Genomic DNA, 17,616 nt, shown 5'->3' on the forward strand with positions numbered 1-17,616 from the left:
TCCTTAGGGTATTTATTATACCCGGTTTTTGTTTTTCGCGCCACAGGGGGTACCCCCTGTGATGGTACTAGTTCCTTAATAGTTAATTAGGTACCTAACTTGAGGTCACTATCGCTGAGAAATTGGGGGAATAATATTAAAATGCCTAAAATTAACGTTAACCAAATTAAATATATCCGTCTTAAACGTGTTTTAAATTTAGTAATATAATAAAGGGAGATAACGAAAATAAATATATTTGATAAATCTATTAGGGGAACTAAAACCATCCCTATATTAAAGGGGAAGAGAAAAAAAGTAAATAACAAAACATTACTAATTATACTTGTGTTAAAAATGTAAATTAAACAAATAATAGAAGTAATTATCGTCAATGTAGTAATAATTAAAGGAATTTTCCCTCTTTCTTGTCCCATTTTGATATACAAACCAACGGAACAACCGGATAAAATCAATATGCTCAATAAATTGACGAATATATTATCTGTAAAAAACCATAATATAAATCCAGGAACAGAAAACAAAGTATTAATTATTGAATGAAAAAGATAAGATGAATAACTCATAAAAATATTGTTTTTGTCCCTCCTGCCGTATAGTATATCAAAACACTGGCAGGAAATCTAATGGGGGCATGGCGGGGAAAATGGCTTAGTTAAAATTGCGTTGACATTTTTTTAAAAGCACCTTATACACCCTGTCCCATGAACCAGGTTCTGATGGCATCCAATCTCTTCCATTTTTTGCTATCATTTTATATAGGAGCATCATACTGTTTCATGAACCAGGTTCTGATTGAATGTTAAAGGCAATTTAATATATGTTAGGCAGAAATATTATGAAAAACATTCCTATAATTCTGTTAATTCTATTTCCCCTGTCTTTGATACCAACTACTTTAATATTAGATATAACAGATATACTACCCTATTACATTAATCCTGTAGAAAAAATTTATAAATTTATGGGGAAGGACTATATTTATTATGGGTTGGTTTTTAGTTCTGGATTTGCATTATCACAAAATGATCACAAAACAATATTTCAAGATCTAAATATTAACAAAAAAGTATTAGAAAATAAACTTAGGTTAGCCGGATATTTCTATCATTTATATTCAATGCATAAAACAAATGACAAAGATTCCTTACAAAAATATTTGAACCTATGCCATGATATTCTAAAATTAAATAATAGTGTTGAACTTCACAAAGCAATATGGTCTGAAGAACTCGAAAATGATTTGCGTTGACAGTATTCCTTATACACCCTGCTCCATAAACCAGGTTATGATGGCATCCTAAAACGCCCTTGCTTCTTAACATAAAGTATTTCTTGCTAAAATCTACATACAAATTGTGCGTTTATGTACAGTTTTGAAAAAAGGTATAATATTTATGAAATATTATGGAGGGCATATGACGAAAAGTTTTTATGAAACACTGAAAGATATATCAGAAATATTAGCCAAAGGCACGGTTGATTTCAACCATCCCAACCTCGAACGGTTTATTGCCGATAATGACGGCCTGCCGTCCTGGGACAACCAAAGTTTCGCGGATGATGTTAAAATATTTGTTGATACCACACCACTGCCCGCGCCGGAAATACACAGCCTTGGGTTATGGACAATACCGTTAATAATATCCCGCCAGGCGAAGTGTTTGATGTATCTCAAAAACCCAGGCAGTGCAGGTAAATCTAGCGGCGTTGCATACTTATGCGTGCTTCAAGCGCAAAGATTACAGTGGGTTTTTCCTGTGTTTGTAGGTAAAGGGAATAATGCGTGCAATCCCGATTTTCTCCCGGGGATAAGCGTTATGTTTGTAACAGCGGAAGCGTTAAAACCTCTTGCATCTCACGGGTCGGTTGCTTATACCACCGCGTGCCTGTGGGGTAATACTGCGTCAGGATTAGCATCAACGTATTCCGGTAAATGCAGCGTTGATGTACAGGAACAACTGAAACCGTTTATTCCTGTTTCTACGGAAATAGGTGTTAGCGATACAACCTTTTTTTCTGAACTCAACCTTGGCTATCCCGGGCTTGAGGAGGTCAAGAACAATGTAGTTGCCGGAAACATAGCTCAAGCGAAGATAGAGTACGTGAAATATTTAGTACATAAATTTGGGAAATCGCAAAACTGGCCTGACGTACATTTTAATAAAACTGTTAACATAGAAGAAGCCGATGATATCTGCAACAACATTTTTATTTTTCAAGCGCATATGTACCGCCGGTACGAGTATGGCAATAAAATTGACTGGTCACTGATCGTTGACGATGATATTGAAAGCCGTGTATGGATGAACGCTCATCCCTGGATGTGGACACTTATTAATGCATACACCGCAACTCAAAACGAAAAGTATATAACCAGTTTTTGCCGGATATTCAACTCGTGGTATACAACGAGCCCTATGACGTTTAGCCGTACCAACGCGCAATGGCGTACGCTGGAAGCCGGGGGCCGTGCGGGACAAAAATGGACAGTTGCACTGCTCAGCCTTGCGGAACATCCGGTATTCCAACGAGAGTGTTTGTTTAACATGGCGAAATCAATGGTTGACCACGGGAAGTATCTTTCAATGTACGCTTCACCGGGAAGTAACTGGTTACAGGTGGAAAGTTCGGGCTTATTAACCACAGCATTATTGTTCCCTGAATTACTGTTATCCCCGTTGTTTCTCGACACCGCAATGAATAGGTTGATAGAAATAAATTCGCGGTTATTCCTCCCGGACGGTTTCCAGAGCGAGTGTTCAACGGGTTATCACCGGTTCCCGTTGATGGGTATTGCATCAGCGTTACGTCTTGCTGTGCATACACATACTGCGTTACCGCAAAGTTTGTTAAACCAGTACGAAAACGGGGTTGAAGTGTTTAAGCATATAGTATATCCCGATGGGACACTGCCGTTTCTTAATGATAATAGCCCTAATCGTCAAAGGATAGGCGAGTTGTTTGATACCGGTGCGGAAGTGTTTAACCGTCCCGACTTCCGCTGGATGGGAAGCAACGGTAAAACCGGCAGTCCTCCGGAAGGGTTATCCCACGACTTTACCCACGCGGGCTACTGTGTGATGCGTGATAAATGGGGTGCTGAGGCGCAGATGCTGATCTTTGACGCTGGGAATTTCGGTACGGGGCATCAACATGAGGATAAACTTAATTTTGTGTTATACGCAGGCGGGCGTGAAGTTATCGGTGATCCCGGGATTTATTCGTACAATCATAACGAATACGAACCCTACTGGCGCGGCACGTGGTCGCATAACAGCGTTGTTATCGACGGGTTAAGTCAGCATCGCGCTTTAGGGCCGAATGAAGATATTCCCGACCCTGACCGCAGGTATGTTTATAACACAGAGTTTGACTACGCGGTAGGATGGTACCGCCGCGCGTACTCGCCTCGTGGTGCGCAGGTGTGGGAGAATAAAACTCATACGCGGGAGGAGGATATTGCATCGTCAATCCGTGATGTCCAGCATCAACGCTGTGTTGTGTACCTGAAATCGCGGTATGCAGTTGTGTTCGATAGAATTGTTGGGACCGGTACACACGGAGTAGAGATAATATTCCGCCCGGCGCCTGTTTTAGAGGATGATAAGAAAGGTAAGAAGACAGTCCGTGCGGTGAAACTTGAAACCTTCCCTGGTGATGTTGTGGTGACACAGGAAGATAAGTGTTCAAATGTCGCAATTATACCGGTTCATACCGATGGCCAGGAGAAAGCGGTAAACTATGTGTTCCGTAATATTATCGGGCAAAAGAAACCTATCCGGGGATGGTACGCATGGTTGGGGATACAGCCTTCACACGAGATTGTGTATGGTTATAAAACTCCGCTCCCGATGCATGCTGAGACAATTATACAACCCTTATCTGCAGGTAAAAATGTGGTTGAGAAAACACAGGGCATTAAAGTAGGTACAACAGGGGAGAATACTTGTGCGGGTATAATTTACGGTAAGGACTTAATACTCTTGTCCTACTCAAGCCCGTGTGTGATGAAGTATAATAATGTGGAGTTCAACGGTACGGTGCTGGTATTAACTTATTCAGATAAAAAGTTTGATACTCCTGCTGCTGCATATATGGTGGATGGGATTGAATTAATAATTAATGGTAAGAAAGTATACTCCGGCGGTAAGGTTGGGGAGATAAAGACCGTAGTACTTAAGTAATAGATAGGATATGTAAAATGAAAATTATTGACTTCCATGTGCACCTTCGGGCAAATGATAATCCTGAACTTCACCTGAATTATGTCCGCCCGATGGGGATCGCGCTTACTGTACAGTTAAGCGATGTCCTGGGTTCCGGCGCGCAGCCTACTCAAGAACAGATACAGAAGATTAATGATACAACAATCTCATTTGTTCAAAAGTATCCAAAAGAATATATTGGCTTTTGTTTCCTAAACCCTATGAACGACGAAAAGTTTAACCTCGACGAACTTGACCGCTGTATTAGCGGGCATGGGTTTAAAGGATTAAAACTAGAAATCTCAGCGAATGCCACTAATCCGCAGTTGGGTCATATAATGAAAAGACTGCTTGAACTTAATAGACCGTTGCTTCACCACTCGTGGAATACTGATATTGTTACAAGAGAACCTAACCCCGGTACTTTCCAAAACGATCCTGACGACATTGCGGTATTAGCGGAACGGTTTCCCAAAAACAAAATTATTATGGCGCATCTCCGCGGGGGTGCGTACCGCGGGATTCACGCTATCAAAAGCCATAAAAATGTTTGGACTGACACTTCCGGCGCACAGCCGGTAGCGGGGGTGCTTGAACACGCAGTGGAACAGCTCGGGGCGCACAGGATATTGTTTGGGTCAGACCTCTATGGTGCCGGCGGGCGTGATCCTGCAACGAATATCGGTAATATTACCGGTGCGAGTATTACGGATAAGGAAAAAGAAATGGTTCTGCGGTATAACGCGGAAGAGTTATTGGAGGTAAAAATATGAAACTTAATATGAAAGTGATTGACGTTAACCTCCACCTCGGGTACTGGCCGTTCCAGAAGTTTGAACAGGATACCGCTGCGAAGATGGTAAAGCATTTGAAAAACGAAAATATTGGTTCCGGTATTATATCCTCAACTACCGCAGTATTTTATCCTAACCCCGAGTTTGGTAATACAGAAGCGTATCAACAGGTAAAGAAGTATAAACACCTGCATTTTGTCCCGATAGTAAACCTCCGGGTTAACAACTGGCATGAAATTATTGGCCGATACTCCAGTGTATTATGCGGGATAAAAGTTATACCGAACTACCATTGGTACTCGCTTGCCACAGATCCGCGGGTTGATGAATTATGCCGGAAGTTGATAGAACTAAAAATACCGCTGCTGGTTCATATAAGGTACGAAGACCGGCGGTCGCATCATCCATTAGCAAAAATACCGGATACTCCGTGGAAAGATATATCCGAGGTTGCTAATAAATATCCGTCACTTAACATTGTAGCGTTAAGCGCGTACGTTCCGGAAGCACGGGAACTTGTAAAAACAACAAGTAACGTGTATTTCGATATTTCATCAACGGAGAACGGCGATACGTTATACAACTTTGTGAAAACCGGCGTACCGGCAGAACGCATACTTTTTGGTTCACACGCACCGTTTTATTACATCCGGTCTGCTTATAACAAGGTGTTGTATAGCCAGATTACAGGTGAACAAAAAGAATTGGTTGCGTATAAAAACGCGGAGAAAGTGTTTAACCTGTAAATTATTCTGTTACTAACAGATTATTTTACTATTTCCGGCTTCGCAAACTCGCCTTTCATTTCCATAGGTAACCGCCATACATGGTCACCGGTTTTGTTGGTGAAATATAACGCTGAAACAGACGCTTCTCTCGCATTACCATCCGCCCAAAACGCGTAGAAGCCGGGATGAGCATTTAATGGCATGCGTACATACGTTTGGTTGCGTTCACTGCCGGTGGTTAACTGTTTGACTTTTACCCATGTTTTTCCCTGGTCAGTACTCGTAAGCATAACAATTTCACCGCCGGGATTATACGGCTGTGGGCCGGTTATGAACGGGCCAATCACGCGCCAGGTGCCGTCGGGTTCTATGTATAACGGGCCGTAGTCGTAGTTGTTGCCTGTGGTAGTAACGTCACGAATTTCCCAGTTTTTTCCGGTCCATCTTGCGGTATGCAAAATCCTGGGATTATTCTCCGGGCCGGATTCAAAGCCTTTACTGGTAAGATAAAAAAGGACGGGGTTGCCCTCAGTGTCGAACTGCACATTTTTTGTGTATACCAACACCCCATCTTTTTGGTAGTCATGCACAAGCGCAGGGTTCTGTACCGCGGATAAAGGTAATTCCAGTTTTTCACCGCTAGCAGTTGTCCATGTATCTCCATAATCATCAGTTTGCATGTAATACACATTTGTCCGTGCGTTTAACCCTATGGGTAGCGGATGCATATTAAACGCTGTGCCGATACGTTTACCGTTATGCCACACAACTTGGTAATGCCCTTTCTCAAATTTTGCAACTTTTTTGTTTGGCGTCCAGGTGATCCCGTCTTTGCTTTTCATAAAATATAATGCGCGTTCACCTTTTTCGTAGTTCGTGTGCGGGAAAACAAAGCCTACCTCCGGGATATTGAAAATGTTGCCGTAAGAAAAGTTAGTTGTTGAAATAAGGGCCCAGTTGCTTATATCATAAGGCTTAACACTTTTATGGATAAACGACGGGCGGCCGGTACCGTGGGCATTGGAAAATATCCAGATATATCCTGCTCCATCGATACTAATGATCGGATTGTCATGCGCATCGTCTGTTTTTTTGTCTAACAAAACTACGGGTTTAGGAAACATTCCGGTTTTGTGGTCGTAGTATCCAACCATATGCAGTAACGATGGTTTTTGATCTTTATTATTTCGTACTGTTGTCCCGCCGTAACAAAAAAATGTTTTATCAACTTCTTTTGAATATACGGCAAACGGGTTCATTTGCTGGGGATACGTCGCAAGCCCACCGCTATACTTAAATTTATACTCGTCCTTAGATGCTTGGTTGTAGTACCATATACCGTAATATCCATCTGCCCGTGTATAACTTTTGTCATTATCAGTTGTCATAATTGAATACCGTCCGGGTTATTTAACGATCTCAGGTTTTGCGAAGTTGTCCTTCATCTCAAGAGGCAACCGCCAGACGTGATCCCCGGTTTTATTAGTGAAATACAACGCTGCGATTGATGCTTCCCTCGCGTTGCCGTCCGCCCAAAATGCGTAAAAGTCGGGATGCGCGTTTAATGGAATCCTTACATACGTGTGGTTACGTTCGCTGCCGGTGGTTAACTGTTTAACTTTCGTCCACGTTTTTCCCTGGTCGGTACTCGTGAGCATCACAACTTCACCGCCGGGATTGTACGGCTGCGGGCCGGAGATAAACGGGCCGATTACCCGCCAGGTGCCGTCTGATTCAACGTACAACGGGCCGTAGTCATAATTATTATCCGTCGTCGTAACGTCACGGATTTCCCAGTTTTTACCGGTCCACTGGGCAGTATGGAGTATACGTGGATCATTCTGCGGGCCTGACGCATGGCCTTTGCTTGTGAGATAAAAAATTATGGGGTTGCCTTCAGCATCGAACTGCACGTTTTTCATGTATGCTAATAACCCTTCTTTTTGGTAGTCATGTACAAGCGTCGGGGTTTGCATAGTAGTCAGAGGCATTAACAGTTTTTCGCCGCTGACTGTTGTCCATGTATCGCCGTAATCGTCGGTTTGCATGTAGTACAGGTTCGTCCGTGCATCAAGCCCACGCGGGATCGGGTGCATGTTAAACGCTGTACCGATACGTTTACCGTTATGCCAGCATACCTGATAATGCCCTTTCTCAAATTTTACGATTTTTGTATTCGGTGTCCATGTGATACCGTCTTTGCTTTTCATAAAATATAACGCGCGTTGGCCTTTTTCATAGTTCGTGTGGGGAAATACAAACCCAACCCCGGGGATGTTAAAAATGCTGCCATACGAGAAATTGGTGGTAGAAATGTGTATCCAATTGCTTATATCATACGGTTTTGCGCTTTTATTAATAAACGATGGGCGGCTGGTACCGTGGGAGTTCGAAAATATCCAGATATATCCTGCCTCGTCGATACTGATAATAGGGTTATCATGTGCGTCACCAGTTTTTTTGTCCAGTAAAATCACGGGTTTAGGTACCATCCCGGTCTTATGGTCATAGTATCCTACCATATGAAGGATTGAGCGTTTACCTGATTTATTATCTTTTACAGTAGTCCCGCCGTAAGTGAAGAATGTTTTATCCGCTTCTTTTGAATACACAGCAAATGGGTTCATCTGTTGCGGATACGTTGCCAGCCCGCCGCTGTATTTGTATTTATAAACATCTGTTGAACGCTGGTTATAGTACCATATACCGTAATACCCGTCCGCGCGGGGGTATGAGATTTCATTCTCTGCAGCAGTAAGGGTAGTCCCCGCAAAAAATGATGTAAGTAAGATTCCTGTAATCAAATAAACTGACATCTTTGTTTTGATCATGTAAATATTCTCCTTCTTCCTTAAAAAAACTGTGGTCACAATTTATATAGTTAACATTATACAATTTTGTAGAATTATATATCAAAGAAATAAAGGAAAGGGGATTTAACTTATATGATAGTAACAGTAGTACTTGTATCTTTATTAGTATTTATTGCGGGATACCGGTTTTATGGTGCATTTCTAGCAAAAACGGTAGTTCTTGATGATAAATGTGTTACCCCTGCGTGTAAAATAAATGATGGTGTGGACTACGTCCCGGCAAACCCGTTTATGTTACTTGGACAACACTTTTCCGCGATTGCCGCTGCGGGGCCGGTCGTTGGGCCGATACTTGCGGGGATATGGTTTGGGTGGCTTCCCGCATTGTTATGGATAATACTAGGCTCAATCTTTATCGGCGGAGTACACGATTTTACGGCGTTAGCTGCGTCAATAAAAAATGAAGCGTCCTCAATCGGTGAAATTGTGCGTAAGAATATGTCAAAGACCGCGCACATACTTTTCCTAATCTTTGTATGGCTGGCATTGGTGTATGTCATAATAGCGTTCACCGATGTTACCGCCCAGACATTCCGTATTATTTCAAAGGATAATGTTGCATACGGGCCCGGGGTTGCTGCATCGTCAATCCTGTACCTCGGATTAAGCGTGCTCATGGGAGTGTTGTTGTATAAGTTTAAAGCAAATCTTGGGATCACTACGGCAGTGTTTATACCTTTGGTATTGCTGGTAATCTGGCTTGGCCCGCGGATGCCGGAAGGTGTTCTTTCGGCTCTCTCCGGGGTTAATGCAAAACAATGGGATGTTATATTACTAATATATTGTTTCATAGCGTCGGTGATACCGATGTGGTTATTACTCCAGCCACGTGGCTATCTTGGCGGGTGGTTGTTGTATCTAACCTTGGCAGTCGGGCTTATAGGTTCAATACTAGGCGGGTTTACAATACAATATCCCGCGTTAAACCTTGACGGGTTAAAGAGCGCAGCTAACGGCAAACTAATTTTCCCTATACTGTTTATAACCGTTGCCTGCGGTGCGTGTTCAGGTTTTCACGGGATCGTAAGTTCCGGCACTACGTCAAAACAGTTGATGAAAGAGCCTGACTCGCTGTTAGTGGGTTACGGTGCGATGTTATTGGAAGGGTTAGTCGCGGTACTGGCATTAGCTACGGTAATGATGCTTGCACCGGGTGATGAAATGCTGAAGTCAGAGCCTAACATGATATACGCTAACGGTATCGCAAAATATTTTGGTATGTTGGGCGTAGGGTACAGTGTGGCATTACCGTTTGCATTACTCGCGTTCTCAACGTTTGTGTATGACACTCTGGACGTCTGCACGAGGTTAGCGCGGTATATCCTGCAGGAACTGCTTGGCTGGAAATCAGTGCTCAGCGGGTACGCAGCAACGGTGTTGACGTTACTACTTCCTGTAATATTTCTGATGTTAACCCAGGAGAAAGGGTATCTTGTTGCGTGGCCGATTTTTGGTACGAGTAATCAGTTACTTGCGAGTTTAACGTTACTAGCGTTATCCGTGTGGTTAGTAAAAACCGGAAAACCTGCGTGGTTTACTATACTACCCATGATTTTTATGTTAACAATGACATTATGGTCATTGATTGTGCAGGTTGGAGATTTTGTTAAAGTGCTTCCCTCACTCTCTACCGGAGTGACTGTAAAACCTGATGTCATAATCTCCGGAGTGGTGGGTATAGTATTGCTTGTTCTCAGCATAGTTTTAGTAATTGAAGCATACCGGGTGTTATCTTCAAAAAACACAAGAAGAGTTATTGCGTAAAAGAAAAGGAGATATTTTTATGGTAACTAAGTATGAAAGCTGGCTTGCAAATTTGGAAGGCCGCGGGGATGGGAGTATACAGGCCGGGGTGCATGTAATAAAAACGCTTTATAATAATAATACTGAGTTTTTTGTTAACCTAGCCAAAGGATGTAAATATGTCCGGCTTGGCCCTACCGGCGGGGAGGAACGTAAGAACGAACATATGATGACCGACCGCTGGGGGTGCGAGTGGCACTTTCCGGGTGGATATCTTGACGGGCAGGTTACCGGGCATCCGATAGATGACTGGGGGAAGTATAAAGAGTATAAGTTTCCAAAACCGGAAGATTTTACTGACTGGCCAAAAGCGGAAGATAGGATGAAGAAGGTTATTACTACCGGCGGAATCCCGTCTGCCGGGTTTGAGCACGGTCATTACTTCCTGAAACTTACATACCTCCGCGGGTTTGAGAACGCAATGGTTGATTTTATGGAAGAACCGCCGGAGTTTGTGGATTTAACAGAAAAACTTGCGGATTACTGGGTATCGGTGATTAAACGGTATAGCGATATCGGGGTGAAGTACTTCACGTTTGGTGATGACCTCGGGTTCCAGACCGCGTTACCGGTAAGCCCGGTAAAATGGGCAAAATTTATACAGCCTGGGTATACGCGGATATTCAAAGCATGCCATGCTAACGGCGGGAAGGTGTATCTCCATACCGATGGTAAGATCATAGATATAATACCTAACCTCATAACTTGCGGGGTGGATATTTTAAACCCTCAGGATTCTGTTAACGGGATAGATAACCTCGTAGCTTTGGCTAAAGGCAAAGTGTACCTAGACCTCGATGTTGACCGTCAAAACGTAACGGTATTCGGTACACCGGCGGAGATTGAAAAACATCTTACGGAATGTGTCCAAAAGCTGGGTTCACCAACAGGTGGGTTAAGCCTAAAGTATGGTGTATACGAAGGTACGCCAATAGAAAATGTTGCGGCGGTAGTAAAAACTATGGAATCCCTTGGCGGGTACTGGCTGAAGAAGAGTTAAGTTTATAATGCTAAAAATAAGAGCTGAACAATTTAAGACAGTTAATCGTGTAGAACGCATAAAAAAGGTAGTAACTGCGCGGCAGGAGTGCGTGGTGGTACTCGAAGATATATACGATCCGCATAACGCGGAAGCTGTGTTCCGCAGCTGTGACGCGTTTGGCGTACAAAAAGTGTGCCTCATATTTGAACATGAAAAAAAGTTCAATCCACGAAAGGTTGGGAAATCAACATCCTCTTCTGCAAACAAGTGGCTGGATTTCATGTCATACGACTCTACAGAAATGTGTTTATCCAAGTTGAAAACTGAAGGGTATACAATTATTGCAACCGCGTTTACCCCGGACGCTGTATCGTTGTATGAATCGGATATTAGCAGTTTAGCAAAACCTGTACTTATGTTTGGGAACGAACACCGCGGGTTATCAGAGAAAGCTGTCGAACTTGCGGATATAAAGATTATTATTCCTATGCGCGGGTTTGTTCAGAGTTTGAACTTATCTGTAACTGCTGCGATTTGTATGTACGAACTTACCCGGCAGAGAATTACCGCTAAGAATATGAATAAAAGTTTGTTGTCGGTAGAAGAACAAAAAAAGTTGTACGATGAGTTAATAAAGAAATAAATCGAAACGAGGTTTACTAGATGGAAGTTACCAAAAAAGTGTTGGTACCCACGCGGCCTGGAGTTGCGATGCATGTTAATACAATTTACCGTTATCCGGCAGGGGTTGAGTTGTTGCAGTTTGTCCACGAAACAGTAGCGTCGGATACCGGCGGTATGTTTTACCGGCGGTTCAGCGGGGATAACGGGAGTACATGGACGGAGTTGGAGAAAGTGTATGAACCTGTTACAAAACCGGAAGGCGATTACCGGTGGGGTGAGACTACGTTTGTGGTAGATCCGAAAAAAAATGTGTTGGTACATTTTTATAATTATCATTTATACCCCGGCGGGTATTTTACGCATCAGGCAAGGAAGTATTACCGTGTGTTCTACAGGATATCGTTTGACGGAGGGAAGACGTTTACCGCTTCAAAACAGGTTATCCAGAAAGGCGGGGATGAGATCCACTGGGCGGATGGCGTGGAGTACGGCAAAAACGGGCTGGGGATATCGTTTTGCCGGCCGGTAATCAACCGTAACGGGCAGTTACTTGTACCTTTAAGGAAAAGCCCGATCGACGAGAAGTATGTGTCAAATAAAGTTATGTTATCCGCCGGGTGTGTTATTGGTACCTGGAAAAATGACGGGCTTGAGTGGGAAACCAGTAAGTTTGTGGTTGTCCCTGAGGAACAATCCACCCGCGGGCTGTACGAACCTGCAATCGAAGTTTTACCGGATGGTAAAGTGTTGATGATCTGCCGCGGGTCAAATGTACAGGCGAAGGATAATATCCCCGGGCGGAAATGGTACGTCCTTTCCTCTGACGGCGGGTATACCTGGAGTGAACCCAATGTTTTGACGTATGATGATAGCAGCAGTTTTTATGCGCCTTCTACAGGCTCGATACTTATCCGCCATTCGGTGAATAAGAAGTTGTACTGGTTCACAAATATTATACCCATGAATTCCGATGGCAACCGTCCTCGGTATCCTCTTCAGGTATGCGAGATTGACGAAGTTACAATTGCTGTGAAAAAGGAAACAGTTGCGGTTATTGATGATAAACATGAAGGCGATTCTGACCTTCTACAATTATCGAACTTCAAGGTATATGAAGACCGTGAGTCGCATGAGTTTGTTCTTACCATGGCGAGGATACAAGAAAAAGGGAAAGAGCTTACCAGTCCCGCGTATGAGTATAGGATAAAGGTTTATTAGACAATTTGTGTGTCTTACTCCACCGCAAAAGTGAATACCTTCGGGGTTTCAGTTCCCCAGGTTGATAATATTGTTAGTTTAACAGCTGAACATTTTTTGTGTATTTTAACAACATTTAACCTCTGGTGGTTATCCTGTGTTTCATACACATTCACCCAGGTGCCGTTAGACAAAACTTCTACGCGGAACCCTTTTGTCATCTCGGAAACCATCTGTGTTTCATGGTCAGTTGCTCCGGCATGATGGCTAAGCGCTATCTTCTTAATCAACGCGCTGTCAAAAACAATCTTTGTTTTTCTCACCATCACAGGTTTTGTGAATTCGTATTGTACCCATGAACCTGTATGAGCAGCCCAGCAATGCTGGGTTTCCCCAACGGGGCGGTTGATACCGTCTCTCAACGGTTCAGGATTGCCTTCGGACGCTGATATTATTGAGGTTAACGTAAGTTTACTGAACTGTTCTTTATAGTTAGGGAGGTAACAGTCTGAATTCAACAGTTTTTGCTGGAGTTTAGGCATATAGTTTTTATATACACCGCGGGGAGTGGTACCACTATTTACTGCTATTCCCGCAGCGGTACCCGTTGCCTGCCCAAGTAAACTGCCGGTTGCCATTACGCGGGTCGAGCTCATTGCAACATGAGTTGCGCTGATATTCCGTCCCGCGAACATAAGGTTATTAATATTTTTTGAGTACAGGCTGCGGTATGGGATACCGTATGGACTTGGTGTTTTGTTGAACACTGTGGGTTTACCTTTGAAGTAAAACCCTTCTGACGGATGGATGTCCATTGTCCAGCCGCCGTATGCGATTTCGTCAGGGAATACGCGCAGTGTGTCTACATCATTTTGGTTTAGTACGTGGTCACCGATATACCTCCGGCTTTCACGCCTTCCGGGTAAAAACTGTACCCAGTCAAGGGTTAGGTTCTCCGCGCCATGGTCGCCACAATTTTTTAGGTGGTCCCATACGCCATAAAGAATTTTAAGTAGTTCATCGCGTATGAGTTCCGTATCATGGATATTATCAATCATCCCGCCGTACTCAATCCACCAGTAGCCCATGGTAAGGTGTTTATGCGACCTGAATGGTAACGATTCTTCATCGGGGTACTTATACGCCCAGGAGGGTGGTATAAACTTTTGTGGTTTACCTGTATCCCTCGCGATAAACGTAAGTGAAATTCCCATTGTGTGTCGGTCGGATTTTTCTTGTGCCAATGATTCGTTAAACTCTTTCCGTGCTTCACGGCCGATACGGAATTTCGCACCGGTAAGCACTGCGAGTAAACTATCACCGCTGCAGTCAATAAAAACTTTTGCGGTTACCTTATGATACGTTTCAGTGGTCAGCTGCCACCCAGTAACGGATTTAATACTATTTTTTTTTACATCAGCGGAGTTACAGGAACAGTTAAGCAGGAGTGTTATGTTAGGTTCAAGCTTAACTTTTTCGTATAACACTGTGTCCCATATAGAAAAACATCGTTCCGGGTTGCGGTAAAGGTTTTCCAGCCGGATTTCTTCAATAATACCGGTTTCACGGACATTCGGGATTCTGTTATTCCTATCCGCACCGGAAACGTGTACGCGTACTTCTCCGGAGGCATTACCTCCGAGGACCGGGCGGTCCTGCATGAGGACAACTTTTACGCCTTCCCTTGCCGCAGCAATGGCTGCACATATGCCTGCCATCCCGCCGCCAATTACACAAACGCCTGTTTTGTGCTTAAAATGTTTCATAAAATATTTTTTTGGTACCCCCACTAACTTTCAATTTTATAATATTTTACTAAAAAATATTGTCAACACACGGTCTTTCTTGACATCTTATACATTATTGATAAAATATTTATTAGGAAGTAAATATTTGAAAGGGTAAGTATGATACACAAAAATAAGTTGTTGCCTCCCGGTAAAGAAAATCCCAGGAACTCGGAAGGGTCGTTTATAAATCTGAAAGACGGGAAGATAGCGTTTTTGTATTCCCGTTTTTATGGCGGTATCGGCGGTGACCTTGATTTTGCAAACCTATCCGCGCGGTATTCCAGTGACGGCGGGCTTACCTGGACGAAGGAAGATGATGTTATTATCAAAAATGACGGGCAGTGTAACGTGATGTCCGGCGATTTTGTGAGGTTGTCAACCGGCGATATACTTCTGGGCTTCCTATGGAAAAACTCGTATGCCGACTGCCAGTTTGTTGTTATCAAATCAACGGATGAAATGAATACATGGACACCCAGGGTGAGGGTTACAACTGAACTATGCTATCACGTAGTGAATAATGATAGGCTGGTTCAACTTTCTTCCGGGCGTATTATCGCGCCGGCAGCGCTTCATTATTCGCTTGATGGAAAATCTTTTAACAAACGCTCAAAAGTTGCAACTTTCTATTCAGATGACATAGGAAGTACATGGAAGAAAAGCACGGTTGTATTAGAATCTCCTGTTGCAGACCGTGTTACTGTAGACGCGTTTGAAGAAAAACGGGTGCACGTGACCGGCCTTCAGGAGCCCGGGTTGGTAGAACTAAAGGACGGTAGGTTGTTATTATGGGCACGTACCGACCTTGGTACACAATACTACTCGTACTCATCAGACTGCGGGGATACGTGGTCACCACCGGAACCATCGACACTGATATCTCCATGTGCACCGGCGTCAATTAAACGCATACCCGCTACCGGCGATTTATTGGCAGTATACAACGACCATTCAGGAAGATTTCCGTTTGGTAAATGGAAACGTACACCGTTGGTAACCGCTATATCCAAGGATGAAGGGAAGACGTGGGTAAACCATAAAGTTCTGGAGGACGATCCTGATGGGTGGTACTGTTACGCAGCAATAAATTTTTATCAAGATAATGTATTACTCGCTTACTGTGCGGGGGATAAAGTTGTGGGCAGGCTTAACCAGACACAGATTACAGTATTTGATCTAGATTATCTGTATAAATAAGAGAAGCGTTGTTCTTGGTTGAGAATGAATAAACTGAGAAAAATATTATGATAGCCATTACAAGAATTCTATTAGCCTTAACAGCAATATTATTATGCAATTGTGTTTCAGGTTATACAGAAATCATAAAAATAGTTGAAACCCGGAGTAAAGTTGATAAAAACAATAAGGTGAGAATAACGACAGTAGAAACGTTTTATAATAATAATGAAATGATAGCTCAAATATTAATAAACGAAAAAGGTAAGGTTGTAGAAAAAGAAGGAAAGATACCGGATGGGATAGTAAAAGAATATTCTAAAGATGATAAGTCTTACACTGAATGGAATTATGCGGGTGAAAAAATAACCGGAATCTCAACAAAATATTATGAAGCCGGGCAGCAGAAAAAAGAAGTAATTTATAAAAACAAACTATTACCTCCCAGTGAAGGGAATCCCAGGAATTCGGAAGGTGCGTTTGTTAAACTTAATGACAACCGTATTATGTTTGTATATACTCACTACTATTCCGGGACAGGCGGGGATCATGATAAAGCGTACCTTGCTGCGCGATATTCCTCTTACGACGGGAAATCGTGGAGTACTGAAGATCAGGTAGTTGTACAGAATGAAGGGCAGTGCAACGTAATGTCTGTATCACTGCTGCGCTTGAAAAACGGTGATATTCTAATAGGATACCTCGTGAAAAACACGGGAACCGATTGCGGGTACTATATCCGCAGGTCAACTGATGACGGGAAAACGTGGAATGACAGAGTGGAAGTAACCCATGCGACAATACAGGGATATCACGTTGTCAATAATGACCGGATGATACAGTTGTCTACGGGCCGGGTTGTTGTGCCTGTAGCGTCATGCGGAAAAGCGGAAATATTTTTTTCTGATGATAACGGATACACATGGCAGTGTAGCAATAGTATTCTGGAATCACCGGTTGCTATGGACAGCGAAATCATGGTATTTGGTATTAAGGGACAACATAAATCTGGTTTACAGGAACCGGGAGTTGTAGAACTTAAGGACGGGACGCTGATGTTATGGGCGCGTACTGACCTCGGATGCCAGTACGAATCGTTTTCTAAAGACAGCGGGAAAACATGGAGTGCAGTAGAAAAGTCGTCGTTAATTTCTCCATGTTCACCTGCATCAATTAAACGTATACCTTCAACCGGCGATTTGTTAGTAGTATACAACGACCATTCGGGGCGGTTCCCGTTTACCCCGTTGAAACGCACACCGTTGGTAACCGCAATATCTAAGGATGAAGGGAAAACGTGGGTAAACCATAAACAAATTGAAGATGATCCATATGGATGGTACTGTTATATTGCGATAGAATTCGTGGGAGAAAATATAGTGTTAGCATATTGTTCAGGGGATAAAACAGTTGGGAAACTTAGGCAAATACAGGTAACGAT

The 17,616-nt window shown here is 43.1% G+C and carries 13 protein-coding genes; 10 read left to right on the forward strand and 3 right to left on the reverse strand.

From position 1 onward, the window contains the following. The first annotated feature begins 838 nt into the window (after positions 1-838). The 4 genes from WC955_10710 to WC955_10725 all read left to right on the forward strand — a co-directional run bounded on the left by WC955_10710 (position 839) and on the right by WC955_10725 (position 5,748). The gene (locus WC955_10710) at positions 839-1,252 is read left to right on the forward strand and encodes a hypothetical protein (GenBank protein MFA5859518.1); all 414 of its coding nucleotides are present in this window, start codon (positions 839-841) and stop codon (positions 1,250-1,252) included. 166 nt (positions 1,253-1,418) lie between these two features. Beyond that, on the forward strand, positions 1,419-4,187 hold the full coding sequence (locus WC955_10715) for an alginate lyase family protein (GenBank protein MFA5859519.1): 2,769 nt from the start codon (positions 1,419-1,421) through the stop codon (positions 4,185-4,187). Between the two features lie 17 nt (positions 4,188-4,204). Then, positions 4,205-4,981 carry an amidohydrolase family protein gene (locus tag WC955_10720; GenBank protein MFA5859520.1) on the forward strand — a complete coding sequence of 259 codons (777 nt, stop codon included), beginning with the start codon at positions 4,205-4,207 and terminating at the stop codon, positions 4,979-4,981. Then, positions 4,978-5,748 carry an amidohydrolase family protein gene (locus WC955_10725; protein ID MFA5859521.1) on the forward strand — a complete coding sequence of 257 codons (771 nt, stop codon included), beginning with the start codon at positions 4,978-4,980 and terminating at the stop codon, positions 5,746-5,748. Before WC955_10720 ends, WC955_10725 begins: the two co-directional genes overlap by 4 nt. A 20-nt stretch (positions 5,749-5,768) precedes the next feature. Here WC955_10725 and WC955_10730 read toward each other — a convergent pair whose 3' ends face one another. Then, the gene (locus tag WC955_10730) at positions 5,769-7,118 is read right to left on the reverse strand and encodes a BNR-4 repeat-containing protein (protein ID MFA5859522.1); all 1,350 of its coding nucleotides are present in this window, start codon (positions 7,116-7,118) and stop codon (positions 5,769-5,771) included. Between the two features lie 18 nt (positions 7,119-7,136). After that, positions 7,137-8,561, reverse strand: a complete 1,425-nt coding sequence (locus WC955_10735; GenBank protein MFA5859523.1) for a BNR-4 repeat-containing protein — start codon at positions 8,559-8,561, stop codon at positions 7,137-7,139. Between the two features lie 114 nt (positions 8,562-8,675). On the opposite strand from WC955_10735, the gene WC955_10740 reads away from it, so the two are divergent. The 4 genes from WC955_10740 to WC955_10755 are packed head-to-tail and all read left to right on the forward strand — an operon-like array spanning position 8,676 to position 13,230. Beyond that, positions 8,676-10,367 (forward strand): carbon starvation CstA family protein, encoded by a 1,692-nt coding sequence (locus WC955_10740; GenBank protein ID MFA5859524.1) that lies wholly within the window; start codon positions 8,676-8,678, stop codon positions 10,365-10,367. A gap of 19 nt (positions 10,368-10,386) precedes the next feature. Next, positions 10,387-11,406, forward strand: a complete 1,020-nt coding sequence (locus WC955_10745; protein ID MFA5859525.1) for a uroporphyrinogen decarboxylase family protein — start codon at positions 10,387-10,389, stop codon at positions 11,404-11,406. A 7-nt stretch (positions 11,407-11,413) separates the two neighbouring features. Then, entirely contained in the window at positions 11,414-12,031 is a 618-nt protein-coding gene (locus WC955_10750) for an RNA methyltransferase (protein MFA5859526.1), read from the forward strand. A gap of 20 nt (positions 12,032-12,051) precedes the next feature. After that, on the forward strand, positions 12,052-13,230 hold the full coding sequence (locus WC955_10755; protein MFA5859527.1) for a sialidase family protein: 1,179 nt from the start codon (positions 12,052-12,054) through the stop codon (positions 13,228-13,230). A gap of 14 nt (positions 13,231-13,244) precedes the next feature. Here the strand turns inward: WC955_10755 and WC955_10760 are convergent, their stop codons facing one another. Beyond that, a complete protein-coding gene (locus WC955_10760) occupies positions 13,245-14,975 on the reverse strand; it encodes an FAD-dependent oxidoreductase (protein ID MFA5859528.1) in 1,731 nt (576 codons plus the stop codon). 141 nt (positions 14,976-15,116) lie between these two features. Here WC955_10760 and WC955_10765 point away from each other — a divergent pair, with 141 nt between their 5' ends. Together WC955_10765 and WC955_10770 are read left to right on the forward strand one after the other, a co-directional pair. Further along, entirely contained in the window at positions 15,117-16,196 is a 1,080-nt protein-coding gene (locus tag WC955_10765) for a sialidase family protein (protein MFA5859529.1), read from the forward strand. Positions 16,197-16,243: 47 nt separating this feature from the next. After that, positions 16,244-17,616, forward strand: a 1,373-nt coding sequence (locus tag WC955_10770; GenBank protein MFA5859530.1) for an exo-alpha-sialidase, incomplete at its 3' end; no start/stop codon positions are given.

Source organism: Elusimicrobiota bacterium, assembly GCA_041658405.1.
Taxonomy (GTDB): domain Bacteria; phylum Elusimicrobiota; class UBA5214; order JBBAAG01; family JBBAAG01; genus JBBAAG01.